This window comes from Arthrobacter monumenti, from assembly GCF_054511255.1.
Window position 1 is genome coordinate 347,486 of the sequence record NZ_JBTNCY010000004.1, and the last position, 21,588, is coordinate 369,073.

Genomic DNA, 21,588 nt, shown 5'->3' on the forward strand with positions numbered 1-21,588 from the left:
ATGACGGAAATCCGACCCCGCCGCGTACTGAACCGACAGGTCCTGGCTGACCACGTCTATGAAGAGCTGATGGCTTCATTGATCGACGGGCGGTTTGAGGCCGGAGCCGGTATCAGTATCGACGGGATCGCACGCGAGTTGGAGGTCTCTCCGACGCCGGTCCGGGAGGCGCTGGCCAGGCTGGAACACACCGGGATGGTCCGGCGGGTGGCTCTGCGTGGATACAAGGTGGCGCCGCTGTTCACGCCGAAGGAGCTTGAGCAACTCGTCGATGCAAGACTCGTAATCGAACCGGTCAATGCGGAGAGAGCGTGCGGACACTCCACACCGGAACTCTATAAAGAACTCGAGCAGACCATAGAGGCGCTGCGGTCCTCGCCGACGGGAACGTCCTACGCGGAGTTCCGGGATTACTGGAAGGCCGACGAGGATTTCCACCGGCTGATTGCCGAACACGCCGACAATCCCTTCATCCTCTCCGCGTACAACACCTTGGGCGGGCAGGTTCAGCGGTTCCGTTTCTTCGCCGGGCTGGGCGTGACCGACGCGGAAAGCGCCATCGCCGAGCATACGAAGATCCTCGATGCTTTCGCGGCCGGAGACCCGGCCGCGGCCCGTGAGGCCATGGTCGCGCACCTGAATGGGGTCAAGCAGCGTTCCATTCAGGACAGCGTCGAGAGCGCCGACACCCCCTGACCGGCCGGGCAAGTATTGACAAGGACACTCATAACGGGTGATCCTATAGGAAACACGATTACTGCGATGGAGCTCCTGACATGCCCTATACAGCCGAAAACTGGCCGATCACCGCAGCACTGCTGCAGTTTCCCAATAAGGGTGCCGACGGCGTCCGCAACGAAGATGCCGACCCGTCCGTCTGGGAGGGGGTCTTCCAGGAGGTCAAGGACGCCGGATTCTCCAACCTCGACCTGTTTGACTCCTGGATCCATCCCGGAGATCTTTCCAGCGACCGCCTGGATGAGCTGAAGCGCGCCGCCGACAATGTCGGCATCGGCGCACCGGCCATCTCGGCCATCCGCCGCAGCGTGATCGATGAGCAGAACTGGGAAGACAACCTGGCCTACAGCCACCGCACGCTTGAAGCCGGCGCACAGCTCGGCTGTGAGGTCGTGTCCTTCGGACTGCATCAGGCACTGACGCCGGAACAGCAGAAACAGCTCTGGTTCTGGACCGTTGAGGGCCACAAGGACCCGGTTGGCGATAAGGACACCTGGAACAAGGCAGTCTCCCGCCTGCAGGAACTGGGCCGGCATGCCGCGGACCTCGGCCTGTTGCTGTCGCTCGAACTCTATGAAGACACCTACCTGGGCACCGGCGATTCCGCGGCGCAGTTGGTCCAGGACGTCGACCTGCCCAACGTCGGCCTGAATCCGGACATGGGCAACCTGATCCGCTTGCACCGTCCGATCGAGTCGGTGCAGGAAATGATCGCCAAGACCGTTCCCTACGCCAACTACTGGCACGTGAAGAACTACTCCCGTGACGAGGACGTGGCCCGCGGCTACTATGTTGCTGTGCCGGCTCCGCTCGAAACCGGCCTTATCAGCTACCGCGAGGCGTTCAAGACGGCGCTGTCGTTCGGTTTTCAGGGCATTATCTGCACGGAGCACTATGGTGGGGATGGGTTGAGCGTTTCGGCGAGCAACCAGGACTACCTGCGCAATAAGATTCTGCCCAGGACGGAAGACTACGCATTGGGCGAATCCCTCGTGGCCCAGGGCCGGCAGCAGCCGGTCAATGCCACGCGCTGACCATCCTGCAACCGGATTCGAGGAACGATGACACGGATTTTCGATGACCCCAGCGACTTCGCGGATGAAGCGCTGGACGGTTTTGTGGCGGCGAACCGCCGTTACGTTGCCAGGGTCGACGGCGGTGTGGTGCGGTCGACCGAGATGACCGACGGCCAGGTGGCCCTCGTGATCGGCGGCGGCTCCGGCCACTATCCCGCCTTCGCCGGACTGGTCGGACAAGGCCTGGCCGCAGGCTCGGTGTGCGGGAACATGTTCGCCTCGCCCTCGGCCAGCCAGGCCTACCGCGTCGCCAAAACCGCCCATGCCGGCGGCGGCGTGCTGCTCAGCTACGGTAATTACGCTGGCGATGTACTCCACTTTGGCCAGGCGCAGCTGCGGTTGAATGCCGAGGGAATCGAGACGCGCACCGTCGTCGTCACCGATGACATTGCCAGCGCCCCACTTGACGAGATCGAGAAGCGCCGCGGCATCGCCGGGGACCTGACGGTGTTCAAGATTGCCGGCGCGGCAGCCGAAGCGGGCCTCAACCTCGACGACGTCGAACGGCTGGCCATCAAGACGAACTACCGCACGCGCTCGCTGGGAGTTGCCTTCGACGGCTGCACCCTGCCCGGCGCATCGGAGCCGCTGTTCCACGTCCCCGAACGGCACATGTCCCTGGGGCTCGGCATCCATGGTGAACCGGGAATTTCCGATCACGCCATGCCGTCGGCTTCGGAACTGGCGGAGCTGCTGGTCAGCCGGTTGCTGAAGGACAAACCCGACGACGCCGGCAACCGGGTGGTGCCGATCGTCAACGGTTTGGGGACCGTCAAGTACGAGGAACTGTTCCTCCTCTTCGGCAAGATCGAAACCCTGCTGACAGCGGCCGGACTCGAACCCATCGAACCCGAATGCGGTGAATTGGTGACCAGCCTGGACATGTCCGGTCTGTCCCTGACGCTGCTGTGGCTCGACGACGAACTCGAAACGTACTGGTCCGCGCCGGCCGACACTCCCGCCTACCGGAAGGGCAACCTCACCGCGCGCCCGCACCGGGACGTCGAGCAGTTGGCCGATGCGGTAGCGGAAGCAGTAGAACCGGCGACGGCGGCCGCCGCCGGTTTGAGCGCCGGTGCCGCAGCGCTGCTGGAAGCGGTGCGCGCCGTCGTCGTCGAGCATGAAGAAGAGCTGGGGCGGATGGATGCCATTGCCGGCGACGGCGATCACGGCATTGGAATGCGCCGCGGGGCCGATGCTGCCGCCGATGCCGCAGCCGCTGCTGCAGAGGCTTCCACCGGCGTCGACCGTTTGCTGATTCAGGCAGGGGAGGCGTGGGCCGAAAAAGCCGGCGGAACCTCCGGTGCGCTGTGGGGATCAGGGCTGATGGCGCTCGGGCATTCCCTCGGGAACCGTGAAAGCTACAACCCGGACGATGCGCTCGCCGCAGTGATGGCCTTCAGCCAGGCGATCACGGATCTGGGCAAGGCCGAACCCGGCGACAAGACCATGGTTGATGCGCTGCTGCCGTACGTCGCGGTCTTCACGGAGCACAATCACACCGGGGCTCCACTTGAGCGGACGCTCAGCGCCGCGGCGGATGAAGCGAAGTCGGCGGCGCAGGCCACGGCGGAACTCAGCCCCAAAAAGGGGCGGGCGCGGCCGCTGGCGGAAAAGAGTATCGGCCATCCGGATCCGGGGGCGGTATCCTTCGGATTAATTGCAGAAGGCGTGGCACGTGCATATCAGGAAGTGCTGAACGGAAATGGAGTGAAGGCATGAGCGATAAATGGCGCATTGTGGTCGGCAACGACGAAGCCGGTGTCGAGTACAAGATGGCTCTGAAGGAGCTGATGGAAGCGGATGACCGGGTTGAGTCTGTGATCGACGTCGGTGTTGGCGCCGATGACTCGACGGCGTATCCCCACCTTGCCGTTACTGCGGCACGGAAGGTGGCCGCAGGGGAGGCGGACAGGGCACTGCTGATCTGCGGCACCGGACTGGGCGTGGCAATCTCGGCGAACAAGGTTCCCGGCATCCGCGCCGTCACCGCGCACGACAGCTACTCGGTGGAGCGGTCGGTGCTGAGCAATAACGCGCAGGTCCTGACGTTCGGCCAGAGGGTGATCGGGCTCGAGCTGGCCAAGAAGCTGACCAAGGAATGGCTGGGCCACACCTTCGATGAAAACTCCAGCTCGGCCGCCAAGGTCGAGGCCATCAGCTCCTACGAGCAGGAAGAAGGCTAATTATGACTCAGGAAACTGGCGTGCCGGCGGGCGAAGCCGCATTCCCAGCAGAGAAAACGGCGATCGTCACCGGCGCCGTTTCTCCCCGCGGGATTGGCCGTACCACCGTCGACTACCTTGCCGAGCGCGGCTGGAATATCGGCATCATCGATCTTGACGACGACGGCTGCAAGGCAGTTGCCAGCGAGGTCGCGGCGAAGTTCAATGTCAAGGCAGCCGGAGTCGGAGCGGACGTGGCGGATGAAACCGCCGTCCGTGCCGCCGTCGACAAGCTTGAGGAGCAGCTTCCGCAGATTGTGGCACTGGTCAATCTGGCTGGAGTGAGCTCGCCGATTCCGTACCTGGAGCTGGAACCGGCCGAATGGAACCGGGTGCTCAATATCAACCTGAACGGTGTGCACTACATGACCCGTCGGGTTTCGGAATCGTTGGTCAAAAACCGCATCGGCCGCATCGTCAACATCTCATCGGTCTCCGCCCAGCGCGGCGGTGGGACGTTCAGCAAGACGCCATACTCCGTAGCCAAGGCCGGCGTGATCGGCCTGACCCGCTCCGTGGCACGCGAACTGGGCGGGTATGACGTCACCGTCAACGCCGTCTCGCCGGGACCGATCGACACGGACATCATGGGCGGCACGCTCACCGAGGAACGGAAGCAAGCCATGGCCGCCGAAGGGGTCCTCAACCGGGTGGGTCGTCCGCGCGATATTGCCGCCGCCATTCACTTCCTCATCGGTGAAGACGCTGGCTTCATCACCGGACAGACGCTCAACGTCGACGGCGGCCTCTACATGCACTAGGAGTGCGTTGCCGACGCGCACCGAGCCAAGATCGAAAGGTTGCCATGAGTCCTTACCGCGTCGCCATCACAGGCGAGAATGCCAACCCCGACGGGTCCACCATCTACGGGGACATCGGCCTGGAGCGGCTCGAGCAGGCGGGGCTGAGCTGGGAAGTGCTGCCCAAGAGCGGGTCCAGCACGGTTTCGGCCGCCGAGCTTGAAGGGTTCAATGCGCTCTTTGCGTTGGGCCACTACAAGGTGGGCGCCGATTCCATCCGCGGGCTCAAGGACTTCCGTCACGTGGCACGCTTCGGCGCCGGCTACGATGCGGTGGATATTCCGGCCTGCACAGAAGCGGGTGTGGTGGTCACCAACGCTCCCGAAGCAGTCCGGAAACCGATGGCGCAGGCGACCATTGCCCTGCTGTTCGCGCTGGCGCACAACCTCGTGATCAAGGACAAACTTGTCCGCACCGGCCGCTGGAATGAAAAGCAGCACTGGCGCGGCGCCGGGCTCGACGGCGCGACCATCGGCCTGGTCGGGCTCGGCGGTATCGGCGAATCCATCGCCCGGGACCTGAAGGGATTGGGGCTCAAAACGGTGGCGTACAACCGGTCGCCCAAACCCGGACTGGCCGCTGAACTCGGAGTGGACCAGAAGCCGCTGGCGGACGTGCTCGCCGAAAGCGACTTCGTTATCGTGACAGTCGCCGCGAACAGCCAGACACGGCACCTGATCGGAGAGGAAGAGTTCGCGTTGATGAAGCCGGGTGCCTTCTTGATCAATGTCGCACGGGGGAGCATCGTCGACGAGCAGGCGCTGATCCGCCACCTTCAGGACGGGCACCTGGGTGGAGCGGCACTGGACGTCTTCGAGACGGAACCTTTGCCCGAAACGAGTCCGCTGATCGGGATGGAGAACGTGGTGCTGGCGCCGCACGGATTGTGCTGGACGAAGTCCTTCACTGACGCGGTGTCGACTTCCGCCATCAAGGACATTATCGCCGTGAGCAGGGGCGAACGCCCCATTTATCCCGTGAATCCCGAAGTCCTAAAAAACCCTTGACGGCCCGTGGAAACACGGCGATACTACAGATACCTCACAACCCTATTGGATCGAGGATCTACAATGACGTCTCCGGCTGATTCCATAGAAAAGCACGATCCGTACACACTCACCGCCGACGGCATCAAGGAGCCGCCGGTCGGTTGGAAAGCCAGTTTCCGCTATCTTGGTCCTGGCCTGATCCTCAGCGCATCCATTGTCGGCTCCGGCGAACTCATTGCGACGACGGCCCTTGGGGCCGAGGCAGGTTTCGTCATCCTCTGGATGGTGATCTTCTCGACGCTGGTCAAGGTCGCGGTCCAGGTCGAGCTCGCCCGGTGGACAATCGTCACCGGCGATCCCGCCCTCACCGGCTACAACAAAGTCCCGCCGAAGCTCGGACGGATGAGCTGGGTCAATATCCTCTGGATCGTCCTGGCGTTGTCGAAATTCCTCCAGTTCGGCGGCATCGTCGGTGGCGTCGCCGTGGCGTGCAGTGTTCTGCTGCCGCTGGGCGGACCGGCCTTGGGAACGACGTCGATCACCATCTGGACTATCTTCATCGTCATTCTGAGTATTGTGCTGCTGTATAAGAACAGCTACCGGTTAATTGAACGAGGCGCGTTCGCGCTCGTCGTGATTTTTGTTTTCATTACGATCATCATTGCGCTCGGACTGCCGCTGACTCCGTTTGCCTACGGCGCCGATGACGTTTTGGGCGGCCTGACCTTCCTGATCCCGGCCGGCGCCGTCGGTGCAGCCATTGCAATGTTCGGCATCACGGGTGTCGGTGCCGACGAGATCACCTATTACACCTACTGGTGCGTCGAGAAAGGCTATGCCCGCTGGGTTGGTCCCAACGATGGCAGCGCCGAGTGGGAACGCCGCGCCAAGGGCTGGATCCGCGTGATGTACAAGGACGCGATCATCTCCTGGATCATCTACACCTTCGGAACCCTGGCGTTTTTCATCATGGGTGCCGCTGTGCTCAATCCTCAGGGGCTGACTCCCGAGGGCAACGAAATGATCACCACGCTGTCCCGGATGTACACCGACACCCTCGGCGAGTGGGCCAGCGTCGGCTTCCTGATTGGGGCCATCGCGGTGCTGGGATCCACCATGTGGGCCGCAATTCCCAGCTGGTCGAGGATGTACGCGAATATCCTCGCCACGATGGGCGTCTTCAACTGGCACACGGAGCCGGCGAAACGCCTGAAGTGGATCCGCATCTTCACCGTTGTGATGCCGATCATCTGGGGCATCGCGTTCCTGTTGCTGCGGGTTCCGGTGCTGATGGTGCAGATCGGCGGCGTCGTCACCGGTATCTTCCTCGTCGCCGTCGTCATCGCTGTCTGGTACCTGCGCAAGACGGAAGTCGACCCCCGGCTGCACGGTGGCGGCTGGTTCAACGCCGCCCTGATCATCAGCAGCGTCGCCATTGGACTGCTCGGTGTCTACACCTTGCTGAGCGTATTCGGTTTGACGATCGGATGACCTTGTCTTGTGTGCCCGCACTGGACAACGAACAACTCAACGGACGACAAGGAAAGCTCTCTTAATGACTGCACCTCGATCGAGCAGCACCAATGCTGTAACTGAGCTCGCCAGGATGCTGGTGGCCGGGGGTATCTCCACCGATGCCCTCGGCACCGCGCCCACAATCGCCGACATCCGGCTTCTGGCCAAACGACGCATCCCCAGGATGGCGTTCGACTTTGCCGACGGCGGCGCCGACGCGGAAAACACGCTGCGGGCCAATATCGCCGATTTGGCCAAGGTGACGTTCATTCCGCGGTCGCTCGTGGATGTGTCGCAGCAGCGGCTGGAGACGACGGTCGCCGGCGAAAAGATGCCATTGCCGATCCTGCTGGGTCCGGCGGGATCGGTCCGGATCTTCGGCGGCGATGGCGAGCTGTCGGCCGTCCGGGCAGCGGGCAAGGCAGGTCTGACCTACACCATCAGTACGGCATCGAGCTGGTCCATTGAGGAGATTGCGGCGGAAGCCACCGGTCCGCTGTGGTTCCAGCTGTATATGTGGCGCAATCGGGAAACCGTACGAACCTTGGTGGACCGGGCCGCGGACGCCGGCTGCACCGCGCTGGTTGTGACTGTCGACGTCGCGGTGAACGGCAAGCGGGCGAGGGACCACCGTAACGGGATGTCCATTCCACCGAAGGTCACGCTGCGCAACGCATTGGGCGTAGCCCGGCATCCCAAATGGTTCGGCAGTCTGATGCGGGGACCGGCGATCGGGTTCCGCAACCTGCAGGGTATCGCCGAAGGCTCAAGCGCGATGTCCCACCAGGAATACATCAACACCGAACTCGTGAACCTCTCCGCGACGTGGGAGGACATCGTCTGGCTGCGCAGCATCTGGAAAGGTCCATTGTTCGTCAAAGGCGTGATGAGCCTTGGCGATGCCGAACGGGCGGCGGATGCCGGCGCGGATGGAATTTTCGTGAGCAACCATGGCGGCCGCCAACTGGACGGCCTGCCTAGTTCCATCAGCGTCCTTCCCCGGATTGTGGATTCCGTCGGAGACCGGCTCAGCATCATTTTCGACGGCGGCATCCGCAGCGGCGGCGACGTCATGAAGGCCAAAGCGATTGGTGCGGACGCCGTCGCGCTTGGCCGGAGCTGGGTCTGGGGAGCCGCGGCGGCAGGGGAGCGCGGCGTCGAGCGGGTTATCGATATCTACCGGGCTGAACTACGTGAAACCTTGATCCTGCTCGGACTCGACAACATCGAGGATCTTGACCGACGCTTCGTGAACTGGCCGCGTGAATGGTCGCCGGAGCGGGATCCGGCGAGCCTGCCCCTCCAATCAACCGGGACTCCATAATTACCCGGGCTCTGTGAGCAGCGGTGGGGGCTGCTGGGCGAAGCCGGTGGCCTGCTCGAAGGCATGCCCCACCTGCAGCAGTTCGAAGTCCTGCGCATGGTTCATGGACAGCTGCATGCCGATGGGCAGACCGGACTCGCTGAAGCCGGCCGGTACGGACAGCGCCGGGATGCCGGTGGCGGAAATGAGGCTGGCCGAACGCATCCAGTCCAGGTAATTTTCCAACTGCACGCCGTTGATGGACTCCGGATAGCGCTGCGCTGCATCAAAGGGCAGTACCTGGGCGCAGGGGGTGGCGAAGACGTCGTAGCTTTCGAAAAAACTCTGCAGCTGCCGTTCCAGCCGGGTGCGGGCGAGAGCCGTGTCGATACAGTCCTGTCCGGACAGTTTCCAGCCCTGTTCGACGTTCCACCGGATTTCCGGCTTGATTAGATCGCCATGTTCCTTGACCAGGTCACCGAGCGTCAGCGCGAAATCAAACGCCCGGGTGTTGCGAAAGACCCGGTCCGCCTCGCGCAGATCCGGCGCGGCCTCTTCGACATGGGCTCCGAGGTCTTCGAAAACAGTCAGTTGTTTTTCCAGCACGCGCCGGACTTCGTTGTCCACGGGGATGCCAAGCCCGAAATCGGGGGACCAGGCAATCCTGACGCCGGTCAAGTCCCGTTGCAGCGGTTCGGCAAACCGGCCAGGTGCCACCGGGCAGGGCAGGGGAGACTTCCGGTGAGGGCCTGCAATGGTCGACAACATCAAGGCGATGTCCGCCACCTCACGTGCCATTGCTCCCGTCCGGCCCAGCCAGCTCCACAGGTTCGGCGCGCCAGGGTTCGGAACGACGCCGGCGGAGGGCCGCAGGCCCGCAACATTGCAGAAGGAGGCGGGTAGCCGCAGCGAACCACCCATGTCGCTGCCGTCGCCAACGGGTTGGATCCGCGCCGCGATGGCCGCCGCCACGCCGCCACTGCTGCCGCCGGCGCTGAGTTCCGGCGCATAAGGGTTGGTCGTCGTACCGAAAACTTCATTGAAGGTATGCGAACCGGCCGCGAATTCAGGCACGTTGGATTTACCAGTGGTGACCACTCCGGCCGCTTTCAGCCGCTCGATGACCAGATCGTCGTCGTCGGGAATGTTGTCTTTGAAGACCAGCGAGCCGTGCGTGGTGCGCAGACCCCTGGTGTTGTGGGTGTCCTTATGCGTCAGCGGAACACCGTGCAGCGGCGGGAGTTCGACGCCTGACATGGTCAGTTCATCTGCCGCGGAAGCCGCCGTGCGGGCAGCATCGGCGTCAAGAGTGACGATGGCGTTGATGCGTGGATTGACTTTTTCGATCTGCCTCAAATGGGCTTCCAACGCCTCGCGGGCGGAAACCTCTTTCGAGCGGATGGCCAATGCCAACGCCCGCGCCGACAGACCAGTAATTTCAGCAACCATGTGAAGCCATCCTTCGGAGTGGAATGTGACATAGGTTATCGACTGGAGTATGTTGATCTTAAACCCTATAGGAAACACGATTTAGAAGAGGACTGCTTTATGACCCGCAAAGTTGCCATTGTTGGCTCCGGCTACATGGGCGGTGGGATTGCCCAGGTTCTGGCTCTGTCAGGCGCCAAGGTCGCCCTTGCCGATGTCTCCGCCGAGGTCGCGGAGAACAACTATCAGCGCCTGATCAGTGAGTCGAAGGACTTCATCGCGGACGGACTGTTCCCCGAAGGCGCCACCGAAACGCTTGAGCAGAACCTCTCCGCCGCGGCCTCCGTCGAGGAAGCGGTTGCGGATGCCGATTTCATCGAGGAGGCCGTTCCCGAGGTCCTCGAGATCAAGAACGACATTCTGGCCCGGATCAGCGCCGCGGCCAAGCCGGATGCCATCATTGGCTCCAACACCTCCACGATTTCCATCGGCGAGATGTCCAAGGCCGTGAAGAATCCGGAGCGGTTCCTCGGCGTCCATTTCTCCAATCCGTCACCGTTCATTCCCGGTGTCGAAATCATTCCGCATGCAGGTACAGCCGAAACGACGGTGAATGCCGCCCGGGAGATCGTGCACGCGACCGGCAAGGAGACCGCCGTCGTCAAGGACGTCACCGGTTTTGTGCTCAACCGCCTGCAGTACGCGCTGTTCCATGAGGCGACCCAGCTGGTGGAAGAAGGCGTCGCCGATCCGGAAGACATCGACACCCTGGTGCGGACGACTTTCGGTTTCCGTCTGCCGTTCTTCGGTCCGTTCGCCATCGCCGACATGGCGGGACTGGACGTCTACAACTTCTGCTACAAATCCCTGCAGACCGACTTCCCGGAGCGGTTTGCGACGCCGAAGATCCTCTCCGATCTCGTGGAATCCGGCAAGCTGGGCACCAAGAGCGGTGCAGGCTTCCTCGACGTCCCGGCCGAACGCACGCCGGAGCTGATCGCCTACCGGAACAAGGCCTACGTCGCCATGCAGAAGCTGATCGAAGACCTCGGCCCGGCGCCGCTGCACTAGGCACAGCAGGAAGCACACCGCTATGGATTTCACGAGCAGAGGGCCACGCCAGTATGTCGGCGTCAGCACCAAGATGTACCTCGGCTACCAGGCCAGCCTGGACTGGCTGGCCGGTGTCCGTGACGAGGTGCTGGCGCGTCCGGCGGTCGCCGGCAAGGTAGAGGTTTTCGTCGCTCCGTCCTTTCCGGTACTTGAAAGTGCCCGTCGGATTCTCGATGGCAGTGGTGTGCTATTGGCCGCGCAGAACAGCAGTTCCGACGGCGGAGCACTCACCGGTGAAGTCAGTCCGGCACTTCTTGCCGAGCTCGGAGTCGAACTCGTCGAGATCGGCCATGCCGAACGGCGCGGGCTCTTCGGCGAGGATGACGACATCGTCGCTCTCAAGACGGCGGCCGTGGCGGCTGCCGGGATGACGCCACTGCTCTGCATTGGCGAAAAGGAGCAGCGCTCAGCCGCTGAGGCCGCGGAATTCTGCTTCCAGCAGGTGCGGTCCGCTCTGGGCGGCACGCTGGAACCGGAAGCTGTGGTTCTGGCCTATGAACCGGTGTGGGCCATTGGCGCCGAGAAGCCGGCGCCGCCGGAGTACGTGAACGACGTCGTCGCCGGTCTCCGGAAGCTGCTTTCAGAACATTCCGGTGGTTCCGAACGGCACCCCGGTGGTTCCGGGACGGCGATCGTCTACGGCGGCAGTGCCGGACCGGGGCTGCTGCCACAGCTCGAATCGGTGGACGGCTTGTTCCTTGGCCGGTTTGCCCACGATCCTGCCAACCTTGGTGCAGTGCTCGACGAAGCGCTGGCCAGAGCCGGCCGGTAAAAAGAACATCCATCCGGTCTTGGGACCCTCCTGGCCGCGGTGGTCCCTGACATCAAACGAAGTTCGACAAAGGAGTTTGACCCGTGATTCCTCTACAGGTGGCGCCAGAAGCCACATTGCCTGGTGGTGCCCTCGTCGGTATTGCCGTGGCCGCAGTGGCCGTGCTGCTGTTCCTGATTATCAAGGTGCGCCTGCACGCGTTCTTCTCGCTGATCATCGTCAGCCTGTTGACCGCCGTCGCCGCCGGCGTATCCGCAGAAGACCTGCTGAATGTCATGCTCGGCCCGTTTGGGGAAACGTTGGCCACGGTCGCCATGCTGGTTGGATTCGGTGCGGTGCTCGGACGTTTGGTTGAGACCTCCGGCGGAGCAACCGTGCTGGCCGAGAGCCTGATCCACCGGTTCGGCGAGAAGCGCGCACCCCTGGCGCTGTCCGTCGCCTCTCTGCTGTTCGGATTCCCGATCTTCCTGGATGCGGGCTTTATTGTCTTCCTGCCAATCATCTACACGGTGGCACGCCGGCTCGGTGGCAGCCTGCTCCTCTACGCGCTGCCCTCCACGGGTGCGTTCCTTACGATGCACGCACTCGTACCGCCGCACCCCGGCCCCGTTGCAGCTTCGGGCATACTCGGTGCAGACGTCGGACTGGTGCTCGTAGTTGCACTGCTGGTCGGTATCCCCACCTGGTACGTTGCCGGTTACCACCTCGGCCTCTGGCTGGCTAAGCGAAGCCCCGAGCTTGGAGTTCCGAACCTGTTGGGCGAACCTCCCAAGGACAATCCGAATCCGCCGGCGTTCGGCACCATCCTGCTCGTACTGCTGCTTCCGCTGGTCCTGATCTTCATCAATACTGGATTGTCCACCCTGGATGCGGCCGGCGTGCTGTCCACCGACAGTCTCTTCATGCAGATCCTGATCTTCATCGGAAATACCCCGATCGCGCTGCTGATCTCGACGCTGCTGGCGATGTACCTGCTGGTGATCCGGAGGAAGACCGGACCCCTTGGCGGTGTCTTGGAAGACATGGTGGACGATGCCTTGGCACCGGTCTGCTCCATCATTCTGATCACCGGCGCGGGCGGTATGTTCGGCGGCGTGCTGACGGCAACGGGTATCGGCGGCGCCATGACGCAGGGTCTCGACGCCCTTGGGCTGCCCCTGATCCTGGTTGGCTTCCTGATCGCCGTGATCATGCGCGTCGCCCAGGGTTCGGCCACGGTTGCGGGCATTACCGCAGCCGGCCTGATGGCCCCGGCGGTGACCGACGCCGGCTCCATGAGCGCGGTGGCTTTGGCCTGTATCGTCGTTGCGATCGTTGCCGGCGCGATTACCTTCTCGCACGTCAACGACTCCGGGTTCTGGCTTGTCAGCCGGTTCCTGGGCATGAGCACCACCCTGGCATTGAAGACCTGGACGGTCATCGCGACCGCCATCGGCTTCATGGCATTCGGGCTGGTGTGGATCCTCTACCTGTTCGTCTCCTAGACCAGCTGCAGGCACCGCGTCTGGAGCTGACGAAAACCCGCAGGTATTAGTGGTGCGCCCGGCGAAAGCTGGGCGCGCTGCTGGTTAAGGACGCTCCGCCGTCGTGCGTTTTCCGGCGATTGGTAACCTTGGAGCCGAACCGGACAAAGGAGCGGATGCCATGACATTGGTCGATAACGCGGTCTATGTGGACGGGCACCGCACTGCCAATCCGAGAAGCCTGGATGAAACGTATGAGGTCATGCGTGAGCGCGGCGGAATGGCCTGGATTGGGTTGTACCGTCCCGAGGTCGAGGAAACCCGATCCGTTGCGGATGAGTTTGGGCTGCATGAACTCGCCGTCGAGGATGCGCTGCGCGGGCATCAGCGTTCGAAGCTGGAAAATTATGATTCGACCCTGTTCGTCGTTTTGCGCCCGGCCCGCTATCTCGACGACGTCGAGAAGGTGGAGTTCGGCGAACTGCATGTGTTTGTCGGAACGGATTTCCTTGTCAGCATCCGGCATGCGGAGTCGCTGGACCTGGGACAGGTACGACGGCGGATGGAGGCCGAGCCGGAGTTGCTCGCCATGGGTTCACCGGCCGCGTTGTATGCCATTCTCGACGCGGTCGTCGATGCGTACAGCCCTGTTGTTGACGGCCTCGAAAACGACATTGATGAAATCGAAGACCAGATCTTCAACGGCGATCCGGGCGTCTCCCGGCGGATCTACGAACTCTCGCGCGAAGTGACTGAGTTCCAACGTGCAACGCATCCTTTAGAGGCAATGGTCGGGGCGCTGGAAAAGGGATGGGAACATTTCCAGGTCGATGTGGAACTGCAGCAGCGCCTGCGGGACGTTCGGGACCACGTGATCCGCGTCGTCGAACGCGTCGATTCCTTCCGTGTCCTGCTGCAGAACGCGCTCAGTGTTAATGCGACCCTGGTTGCCCAACGGCAGAACGAGGAGATGCGCCGGCTGTCGGAAACGAGCCTTGCGCAGAACGAGGAGATCAAGCGGATCTCGTCCTGGGCGGCGATTATCTTCGCTCCGACCCTGATCGGGACCGTGTACGGCATGAACTTTACCCACATGCCGGAACTGGAATGGGCCTTCGGCTATCCGTTCTCCATCGCCCTGATGGTTGCCACCGGCGGGGTGCTGTATGCGGTTTTCAAACGGATGAAATGGCTCTGAGCAGCGGCGCTGGTTGCCTGCCGGCTCGGATATCCCTCTCTAATAGACGAAACCGAACACCCACGCCGCCAACGTCATGGTGGTGATCGTGGTCAGCACCAACGCGATCAGGTTCAGCCAGACACCCGCCTTCAACATGTTCGCGATCTCGACGTAACCGGTGGAGAAAGCGATGGCGTTCGGGGGAGTGGCCACCGGCAGCATGAACGCACATGTTGCCGCGATCGCCACAGGTACGACCAGCAGCATCGGGTCAAGTCCCAGTCCGACGGCGACGCCGCCAATGAGCGGCAGGAAAGCTGCGGCAGTCGCTGTGTTGCTGGTGAGCTCTGTCAGGCCCAGCACGATGAGGGCCACGGCGGCGATCAGGATTATCACCGGAAGGGCTCCCAGTGCCCCTACCTGTTCGCCGACCCACTCGCTCAGTCCGGTCTCGGTGAACTGCGCGGACAATGCGAGGCCTCCGCCGAACAGAAGCAGGATGTCCCATGGCAGCGCTCTAGCACTCGCCCAATTCAGGAGCGGTACACCCTTGCTGACATCCGCGGGGATGACGAACAACGCGATGGCAATCGCCATGGCTATCACCGTGTCGTCAATGGTCGTATCAGGCCATACGAGTGGGACGGTAATCCAGGAGGCGGCAGCCAGCACGAAGAGCACCAGCACCAGCTTCTCGCCGCTGTTCATGGAGCCGAGCTTGTGGAATTCATCGGAGATCAGTTTCCGTCCGCCTGGAATCTCCTTGATTTCGGGCTTGAACAGAACGAAGGTCAGCAGGTACCAGGCAATGGCCATGAAGACCACCGACATGGGGACACCAACCAGCATCCATTCGCCGAATCCGACGTTGATGTCGTGGGCCTCGGCCAAATAGCCCACCATCAGGGCGTTGGGCGGTGTTCCGATGATCGTTCCAAGTGAACCGATGGAGGCGGCGTAAGCAATTCCGAGCATGAGCGCGATGCTGAAATTCTTCGGCGCCTTTTTGTCCTCTGTCATTGCAGCTGTCAATGTCAGGACCGAAATACCGATCGGAAGCATCATGACGGCAGTGGCAGTGTTGGATACCCACATGCTGATGAAGCCGGTGGCGATCATGAAACCGCCGATCAGCTGCCGTGGCCGGGTTCCCACCAGCAGGACGGTTGCCAGTGCGATGCGCCGGTGCAGATTCCACCGTTGCAGCGCGAGGGCGAGCATGAAGCCGCCCATGAACAGGAAAATGATCGGATTGGCATACGGGGGTGCGGCCTCGTCAACGGTCGCAACATTGAGGGCCGGAAACAAGACCAGAGGCAGCAGGGAAGTAACAGCGAGTGGGATGGCCTCGGTCATCCACCAGACAGCCATTACGCCTGCGATGGCGGCAGTAATGCGCGCCGCTTGGTCCAGTTCGTTTGGCAGGGCAAGATACAGGACGACGGCGAGCACGGGGCCGGCGAACAGCCCTATGCGTTTGCGGATCAGTACGCGCTTTTCCTCGGCAGGCTCGCGAAGGCCCGGCGCCGTTTCATGGTCCGGTTCGGCAGCTGGATCTGCAGACGGCGTTGTCATTTCGAAAGCCCTTTCATCATGTTTTCAGGTAGGAATGTCCTATCTCCTATCGTCCATCATGCGCCGTCTCTCTTGATACGCATAGAACGCGATTCAGTTGTCTTCCACGGGACAGTTGCCCACTGGATGCGACGCACAACCTAAAAGGCTGCCCGGAGCAACGCGAGTAGCTCCGGACAGCCTTTCAGCATGCGCATATTTCTTTAGTTCATCTGGCGCTGTTCGCAGGCTTATTCCTGCTGTCAGCCCGCCACGGTCGCGAACAACTCGGATCCACCAAGGTAGACGAAGAGCAGCACAATCAGGACCAGCAGGCTGTTGTTGACCATGCCGTTCCGGTAATGCGGCTCCACCCTCTTGGAATTGAGCAGATACAGGAGCCCAAGCGAGAGTATGGGCATGAATATTGCGCCCAGGACGCCATAAGCGAGAACAACCGCAAGTGGTTTTCCGACAAAGAGCAACAGCATAGGCGGGAAGGTCATCCATGCCAGGTAAATCCGGAACGACGTGTCCTTTTCCGAGATAACTTCGTGGGTAACTGTTTCCTTGCGCTTGGCCTGCCGCAGGATGCGTACGAAGTCGGCAAAGAGGTAGGAGATTCCATGCCACGGACCGAGGATCGAAGTAAAGACAGCTGCCCAGATGCCCACCAGAAGAGCCCAACGGGCCATGGAGCCAAACCTGTCGCCATATGCATCAGCGAGTCCCAGCAGTCCGTCGTTGCCCTCGATAGTGACGCCTGAACCGAAGAGCAGCTCTGCGGCGATAATCAGGATGGCAACAGCGAAGATTCCGGTGATGATGTAAGCGGACGTGATGTCGAATCGCATCATCGGTATCCACTTTTTGCCCTTCCATCCCTTGGCATGGATCCAGTACGAATAGCAGGTGAGGGTGATGGTTCCGCCGACGCCCCCGATGATCCCCAGAATGCGGACCACTGAGCCTTCCGGAACGGACGGCAACAGGCTGTACTCGACACTTCCGAGATTCGCCATGATGACCAGGGCCGAACCGACGACAGTGATGAACATGACGCCAATGAGAACCGTCATAGCCTTTTCAAGGAATGCGTACCTACCGAACCAAACCAGGACGAAACCGGCTACCCCGGAGAGGACGGCCCACAACCAGAATGGAGTTCCGGGGAACATTGCAGTCAACACCAACGCCGAAACCGCCGGCACAGCTGCTCCATACACCAGGCCGAAGATGACGACATATATTCCGAAGTAGGTGGTGGCCCACCAGCCCAGCGAATGCCATCCCTGCAGGAACGTCTTGCCCGTGGCCAAATACCAGCGGCCGATTCCCTCCGAGAGAATCAGTTTAATAACGGCTCCACCGATGACCGCCCACATAAGGGCCCAGCCAAAAGTGGATCCAGCGATCGTGGCCATGATGAAGTCACCGGCGCCAACACCCGTCGCTGCCACGATGAGCCCCGGGCCAATGAACTTTAGTTTTCCTCCGAATGTTGTAGGAGGTTCACGCGTAGCGCCAGACGTGTTTTCAATATCGGTTTGCAAAGTTTTGTCCTCTTTCGGAACATTCGAGTGTATTTGGGCCGGTGATTTAAGGCCGGCTCATGGCGAGACATTTTTCAGGGCCCCACTGCCCCCAACAGAACCGGCAGTGCCCTGCCAGTGCCAGCGGTTGTTACAAAGCTGAACAACCGTGAGGCACGGCATGCAGGAACGGGCTTCTTTAACCGTCCGGGCCCTCGTTTCGCGCCTCGGAGTCCTTTGCAGCAAGGGAGTCCTTTCTGTTTGGGGCCTGGGAACCAACGCCCAAGTTGCTTGGTTTTCATGGCCGCATCAAGCCACGTGTGAGGTCGACCACAACTACGATAGGTCACGCTGCTTGCTATTACAATACGAAGATTGTTACAGTACAAAAATGGACAGTTCGGGAACGGAACTTGGGTGGGCGCCGACAGAGCCAACCTCACGGGGCGTGGCTACAGCGGTGAGCCGGGCGATACGTGATGGTGTACTTCAGCCGGGCGCGAAGCTGCCGCCGATCCGCAGCGTCGCGTCCCAACTGGGATTGTCGCCGACGACGGTCAGCGCGGCTTGGGCTTTGCTTGCCCGTTCTGGTGCAATACATACAAATGGGCGGCGCGGCACAAGGATTGCAGACACCCAGACAGGTTCCGCGAGGTATCGCCAGGCGTTGGACCGGCGCGGTTTGTTCACCTTGGATCTCTCCACAGGTGTGCCGGACCGTGCGCTCCTTCCTGATCTGAGCCGGGTGCTGGAGAATCTTACAACGGCAGTCACGCCGAGCAGTTATCTGGACGAGCCCGTTGTGCCGGAGCTTATCGAGATCCTCCGGAAGGAGTGGCCGTACGAAGCTCAGAAGTTCACAGTCGTTGATGGTGCGATGGATGCGCTGGAGATGATTACCCGGACGGTGGTCCGGTTCGGAGACAGGGTGATTGTCGAGCACCCGACATTCCCTCTTGTCCTCGATCAGTTGGAAGCTGCCGGAGCGGAAATCGTTGGAGTGCCAATCGATGAGCAGGGAATGCTTCCCGGACCTTTGGCGGAAGCGCTGGCTTTGCCTGCTGCGGCTGTATTCCTGCAGCCACGCGCACAAAATCCGACGGGAATCTCCCTGACCCCGGCCCGTGCAGAAGAGTTGGCCCGGATCGCCGGCGCGGCTGACACCGTCGTGATTGAGGACGATTCCGCGGGCTCGGTGGCATGGACGCCCGCGATCAGCATGGGGACATGGCTGCCGGGGCAGACTATTCATGTGCGGAGTTTCTCAAAGTCGCATGGCCCTGACCTGAGGCTCGCCGCCATGAGCGGCCCGGAGGCGCTTATCCAGGAAATTGTTGCCCGGCGCCAGCTTGGGCAGGGGTGGACGAGCCGGCTGCTGCAGAGGATTCTTCTCGGTCTGCTAATCGAAGATCACGCGGTGAAGGAGGTGGATCAAGCCAGATCCGAGTACCGCCGCCGTCGCTTATCTTTTGTCGATGCCTTGGCGAGCCATGATATTTCGGTTCAGGGTTCGGATGGCATCAATGTGTGGGTTCCGGTTGCTGACGAATCAGCTGCCGTTGTCAGGCTCGCGAGCCAGGGGATAGGTGTAGCGCCGGGCGCTCCATTTTTGATCCTGCCCTCGGAAGGCGCCCATATTCGGGTCACAGTCGGTTCAATCTCCGAGTCATGTCAGGAACTGGCCGAGATGGTTGCAGATGCCGCGTTTGCCGGAGGCTGGAGCCGCGGACGCTGACACATGGACATTGGTTTTGCTCTGTTACAAAAGCCATATTGTAATAGGTGTGGGCGTGACCTATGGTTAGTTTCATCAGATCCGCATGCGGCAAAACAGGACATGAACACCGGGGACTGCCGGCAATCCCCCGAGCCGCTTTAACCGAGAGGAATCCGCCTTGACGCAAACCACTGTTGGGCCGGAGATTAATATGGAAACCGCCGAGGAAGTCCGGCGTAAAGACCGAGCCCATGTATTCCACTCGTGGTCCGCCCAAGCGCAAATCGACCCGCTGCCGATTTCCGGTGCGCTGGGATCATACTTCTGGGATTATGAGGGCAATCGTTATCTGGACTTTTCCTCCCAGCTGGTAAACATGAATATTGGCCACCAGCACCCACGGTTGATTGCCGCAATCCAGGAACAAGCTGGCAGGCTCGCTACGATTGCGCCGGGTTTCGCCAACGACGCCAGATCAGAAGCGGCACGGCTGATCTCGGAGCTGGCCCCCGGTGATCTGAATAAAGTCTTCTTCACCAATGGTGGTGCGGAAGCGAACGAGAATGCCGTCCGCATGGCCAAGCTGCACACCGGCCGCGCCAAGGTGCTGGCCGCTTACCGCAGCTATCACGGCTCGACAGCCGGGGCGATTGCGCTGACGGGAGATCCCCGGCGTTGGCCTTCAGAGCCTTCCATGCCAGGAGTGGTGCGTTATTGGGGGCCATACGCGTACCGTTCGCCCTTCCATTCGAGCAATGAACAAGAAGAGTGCGACCGGGCGCTGGTCCATTTACAGGACCTTATTACCATTGAGGGCCCACACACGATCGCGGCCATAATTCTCGAGCCAGTCGTCGGTACGAACGGAATTCTTGTGCCACCAGAGGGTTACCTGCCGGGGGTCCGGGAACTATGTGACGAGTTCGGCATCATGTTGATCGCGGATGAGGTTATGGCCGGCTTTGGCCGATGTGGTGAATGGTTCGCTGTTGACCACTGGAATGTGACACCGGATCTCATAACCTTCGCCAAAGGCTCCAATTCCGGGTACGTGCCCTTGGGTGGCGTCATCATTTCCGAGCGGATCGCACGGACCTTCGACGACCGGCCGTATCCGGGCGGACTTACATACTCGGGTCATCCCTTGGCCTGTGCGTCAGTCGTTGCATCCATCAACATCTTCCGTGATGAAGGAATCATTGGAAATGCACGCAGGCTGGGCCGCGAGGTCATCGGCCCGCAGTTGAAGGCAGTGGCGGAGCGGCACCCAAGCGTAGGAGAAGTGCGTGGCCTGGGCGTTTTCTGGGGCTTGGAACTGGTCCGGAATCGAACCACCCGCGAACCTTTGGTGCCCTTTAATGCCGCTGGAGTCGAGGCCGCTCCGATGGCTGAATTCGCGGCAGCATGCAAGAGCCGCGGGCTGTGGCCCTTTACGCACTTCAACCGTACGCATGTGGTTCCTCCGTGCACTGCAACGAAGGACGAAGTTCTTGAAGGAATCCAGATCCTCGATGAGGCGTTGGACGTCGCGGATAAGTACTACGAGGGAAGCGCCTAACAGCGTTGGACGTGTTTACGTCCATTTGCAGGATCAAAATCGAACAAACTTTGAAGTAGTAGGGATAACGATGACCAATACGATTGCGCATTTCATTAATGGTGAGTCGACTTCGGGTACGGGTGATCGTACGCAGGATGTCTTCAATCCGGCGACGGGGAAGGTGACCGGTCAGCTGCGGTTGGCGAACCAGGACGATATTAAGAGTGTCGTCGCGTCGGCGCGGAACGCGGCCGATTCCTGGTCGCAGGTGTCTTTGTCGAAGCGGACGTCGATCCTGTTCAAGTTCCGTGAACTGCTGTCCGCGAATGTGGATGAGCTGGCTGCGATTGTCACCTCCGAACATGGCAAGGTCCTGGCCGATGCGAAGGGCGAGATCGGACGCGGCCTGGAGGTCGTGGAGTTCGCCTGCGGAATCATTGAACAGCTCAAGGGCGAATACTCGGATCAGGTCTCGACCGGCATTGATGTGTATTCGTTCCGGGAGCCGATCGGTGTGGTGGCGGGGATTACCCCGTTCAACTTCCCGGTGATGGTGCCGTTGTGGATGGCACCGGTCGCGATTGCCACCGGTAACGCGTTCATCCTCAAGCCCTCCGAGCGGGACCCGTCGGCGTCGATCCTG

Annotated in this window: 18 protein-coding genes; 15 read left to right on the forward strand and 3 right to left on the reverse strand. The window is 61.3% G+C overall.

Annotation, left to right across the window (positions count from 1 at the left end; translation table 11 throughout):
• The 8 genes from ACX80B_RS08155 (at position 1) to ACX80B_RS08190 (ending at position 8,667) form a co-directional block, all read left to right on the forward strand.
• Entirely contained in the window at positions 1–696 is a 696-nt protein-coding gene (locus ACX80B_RS08155; protein ID WP_459294920.1) for a GntR family transcriptional regulator, read from the forward strand.
• 80 nt (positions 697–776) lie between these two features.
• Positions 777–1,772 carry a sugar phosphate isomerase/epimerase family protein gene (locus ACX80B_RS08160; protein WP_459294922.1) on the forward strand — a complete coding sequence of 332 codons (996 nt, stop codon included), beginning with the start codon at positions 777–779 and terminating at the stop codon, positions 1,770–1,772.
• Positions 1,773–1,799: 27 nt separating this feature from the next.
• Positions 1,800–3,536: a dihydroxyacetone kinase subunit DhaL gene (gene dhaL / locus ACX80B_RS08165; protein WP_459294924.1), complete on the forward strand. Its 1,737-nt coding sequence runs from the start codon at positions 1,800–1,802 to the stop codon at positions 3,534–3,536.
• Entirely contained in the window at positions 3,533–4,000 is a 468-nt protein-coding gene (locus ACX80B_RS08170; RefSeq protein WP_459294926.1) for a ribose-5-phosphate isomerase, read from the forward strand. The genes dhaL and ACX80B_RS08170 overlap by 4 nt, the downstream gene beginning before the upstream one ends.
• Before the next feature lie 2 nt (positions 4,001–4,002).
• Positions 4,003–4,800: an SDR family NAD(P)-dependent oxidoreductase gene (locus tag ACX80B_RS08175; protein ID WP_459294928.1), complete on the forward strand. Its 798-nt coding sequence runs from the start codon at positions 4,003–4,005 to the stop codon at positions 4,798–4,800.
• A gap of 44 nt (positions 4,801–4,844) precedes the next feature.
• Positions 4,845–5,846 (forward strand): 2-hydroxyacid dehydrogenase, encoded by a 1,002-nt coding sequence (locus tag ACX80B_RS08180; protein ID WP_459294930.1) that lies wholly within the window; start codon positions 4,845–4,847, stop codon positions 5,844–5,846.
• Between the two features lie 63 nt (positions 5,847–5,909).
• Complete coding sequence (locus tag ACX80B_RS08185) at positions 5,910–7,319, forward strand: Nramp family divalent metal transporter (RefSeq protein WP_459294932.1); 1,410 nt, start codon at positions 5,910–5,912, stop codon at positions 7,317–7,319.
• Positions 7,320–7,383: 64 nt separating this feature from the next.
• The gene (locus ACX80B_RS08190) at positions 7,384–8,667 is read left to right on the forward strand and encodes an alpha-hydroxy acid oxidase (RefSeq protein WP_459294934.1); all 1,284 of its coding nucleotides are present in this window, start codon (positions 7,384–7,386) and stop codon (positions 8,665–8,667) included.
• Here ACX80B_RS08190 and ACX80B_RS08195 read toward each other — a convergent pair whose 3' ends face one another.
• Entirely contained in the window at positions 8,668–10,095 is a 1,428-nt protein-coding gene (locus tag ACX80B_RS08195) for an amidase (protein WP_459294935.1), read from the reverse strand.
• A 99-nt stretch (positions 10,096–10,194) separates the two neighbouring features.
• On the opposite strand from ACX80B_RS08195, the gene ACX80B_RS08200 reads away from it, so the two are divergent.
• The 4 genes from ACX80B_RS08200 to ACX80B_RS08215 all read left to right on the forward strand — a co-directional run bounded on the left by ACX80B_RS08200 (position 10,195) and on the right by ACX80B_RS08215 (position 14,620).
• A complete protein-coding gene (locus tag ACX80B_RS08200) occupies positions 10,195–11,145 on the forward strand; it encodes a 3-hydroxyacyl-CoA dehydrogenase family protein (protein ID WP_459294937.1) in 951 nt (316 codons plus the stop codon).
• A 22-nt stretch (positions 11,146–11,167) separates the two neighbouring features.
• Positions 11,168–11,959: a triose-phosphate isomerase family protein gene (locus tag ACX80B_RS08205; RefSeq protein WP_459294939.1), complete on the forward strand. Its 792-nt coding sequence runs from the start codon at positions 11,168–11,170 to the stop codon at positions 11,957–11,959.
• An 83-nt stretch (positions 11,960–12,042) separates the two neighbouring features.
• The gene (locus ACX80B_RS08210) at positions 12,043–13,443 is read left to right on the forward strand and encodes a GntP family permease (RefSeq protein ID WP_459294941.1); all 1,401 of its coding nucleotides are present in this window, start codon (positions 12,043–12,045) and stop codon (positions 13,441–13,443) included.
• A 160-nt stretch (positions 13,444–13,603) separates the two neighbouring features.
• Positions 13,604–14,620, forward strand: a complete 1,017-nt coding sequence (locus tag ACX80B_RS08215) for a magnesium and cobalt transport protein CorA (RefSeq protein ID WP_459294943.1) — start codon at positions 13,604–13,606, stop codon at positions 14,618–14,620.
• A gap of 39 nt (positions 14,621–14,659) precedes the next feature.
• On the opposite strand, the gene ACX80B_RS08220 is transcribed toward ACX80B_RS08215, so the two are convergent.
• Both ACX80B_RS08220 and ACX80B_RS08225 read right to left on the reverse strand, forming a co-directional pair.
• Complete coding sequence (locus ACX80B_RS08220; RefSeq protein WP_459294945.1) at positions 14,660–16,177, reverse strand: SLC13 family permease; 1,518 nt, start codon at positions 16,175–16,177, stop codon at positions 14,660–14,662.
• Between the two features lie 242 nt (positions 16,178–16,419).
• Positions 16,420–17,709: an Nramp family divalent metal transporter gene (locus ACX80B_RS08225; protein WP_459294947.1), complete on the reverse strand. Its 1,290-nt coding sequence runs from the start codon at positions 17,707–17,709 to the stop codon at positions 16,420–16,422.
• 370 nt (positions 17,710–18,079) lie between these two features.
• Between ACX80B_RS08225 and ACX80B_RS08230 the strand changes: the two genes are divergently transcribed.
• The 3 genes from ACX80B_RS08230 to ACX80B_RS08240 form a co-directional block, all read left to right on the forward strand.
• Positions 18,080–19,423, forward strand: coding sequence for an aminotransferase-like domain-containing protein (locus ACX80B_RS08230; RefSeq protein ID WP_459294948.1), 1,344 nt, complete (start codon positions 18,080–18,082; stop codon positions 19,421–19,423).
• Positions 19,424–19,616: 193 nt separating this feature from the next.
• A complete protein-coding gene (locus ACX80B_RS08235; protein WP_459294974.1) occupies positions 19,617–20,963 on the forward strand; it encodes an aminotransferase class III-fold pyridoxal phosphate-dependent enzyme in 1,347 nt (448 codons plus the stop codon).
• Between the two features lie 70 nt (positions 20,964–21,033).
• Positions 21,034–21,588, forward strand: a 555-nt coding sequence (locus ACX80B_RS08240; RefSeq protein WP_459294950.1) for an aldehyde dehydrogenase family protein, incomplete at its 3' end; no start/stop codon positions are given.

What these genes read in the sequence shown, in the direction of transcription:
- ACX80B_RS08175 (WP_459294928.1), top strand. Translation starts at nt 4,003, where the DNA reads ATGACTCAGGAAACTGGCGTGCCGGCGGGCGAAGCCGCATTCCCAGCA.
- ACX80B_RS08215 (WP_459294943.1), top strand. Translation starts at nt 13,604, where the DNA reads ATGACATTGGTCGATAACGCGGTCTATGTGGACGGGCACCGCACTGCC.
- dhaL (WP_459294924.1), top strand. Translation starts at nt 1,800, where the DNA reads ATGACACGGATTTTCGATGACCCCAGCGACTTCGCGGATGAAGCGCTG.
- ACX80B_RS08230 (WP_459294948.1), top strand. Translation starts at nt 18,080, where the DNA reads ATGGACAGTTCGGGAACGGAACTTGGGTGGGCGCCGACAGAGCCAACC.
- ACX80B_RS08195 (WP_459294935.1), bottom strand. Translation starts at nt 10,095, where the DNA reads ATGGTTGCTGAAATTACTGGTCTGTCGGCGCGGGCGTTGGCATTGGCC.
- ACX80B_RS08155 (WP_459294920.1), top strand. Translation starts at nt 1, where the DNA reads ATGACGGAAATCCGACCCCGCCGCGTACTGAACCGACAGGTCCTGGCT.
- ACX80B_RS08180 (WP_459294930.1), top strand. Translation starts at nt 4,845, where the DNA reads ATGAGTCCTTACCGCGTCGCCATCACAGGCGAGAATGCCAACCCCGAC.
- ACX80B_RS08160 (WP_459294922.1), top strand. Translation starts at nt 777, where the DNA reads ATGCCCTATACAGCCGAAAACTGGCCGATCACCGCAGCACTGCTGCAG.
- ACX80B_RS08200 (WP_459294937.1), top strand. Translation starts at nt 10,195, where the DNA reads ATGACCCGCAAAGTTGCCATTGTTGGCTCCGGCTACATGGGCGGTGGG.
- ACX80B_RS08170 (WP_459294926.1), top strand. Translation starts at nt 3,533, where the DNA reads ATGAGCGATAAATGGCGCATTGTGGTCGGCAACGACGAAGCCGGTGTC.
- ACX80B_RS08220 (WP_459294945.1), bottom strand. Translation starts at nt 16,177, where the DNA reads ATGACAACGCCGTCTGCAGATCCAGCTGCCGAACCGGACCATGAAACG.
- ACX80B_RS08205 (WP_459294939.1), top strand. Translation starts at nt 11,168, where the DNA reads ATGGATTTCACGAGCAGAGGGCCACGCCAGTATGTCGGCGTCAGCACC.
- ACX80B_RS08190 (WP_459294934.1), top strand. Translation starts at nt 7,384, where the DNA reads ATGACTGCACCTCGATCGAGCAGCACCAATGCTGTAACTGAGCTCGCC.
- ACX80B_RS08235 (WP_459294974.1), top strand. Translation starts at nt 19,617, where the DNA reads ATGGAAACCGCCGAGGAAGTCCGGCGTAAAGACCGAGCCCATGTATTC.
- ACX80B_RS08185 (WP_459294932.1), top strand. Translation starts at nt 5,910, where the DNA reads ATGACGTCTCCGGCTGATTCCATAGAAAAGCACGATCCGTACACACTC.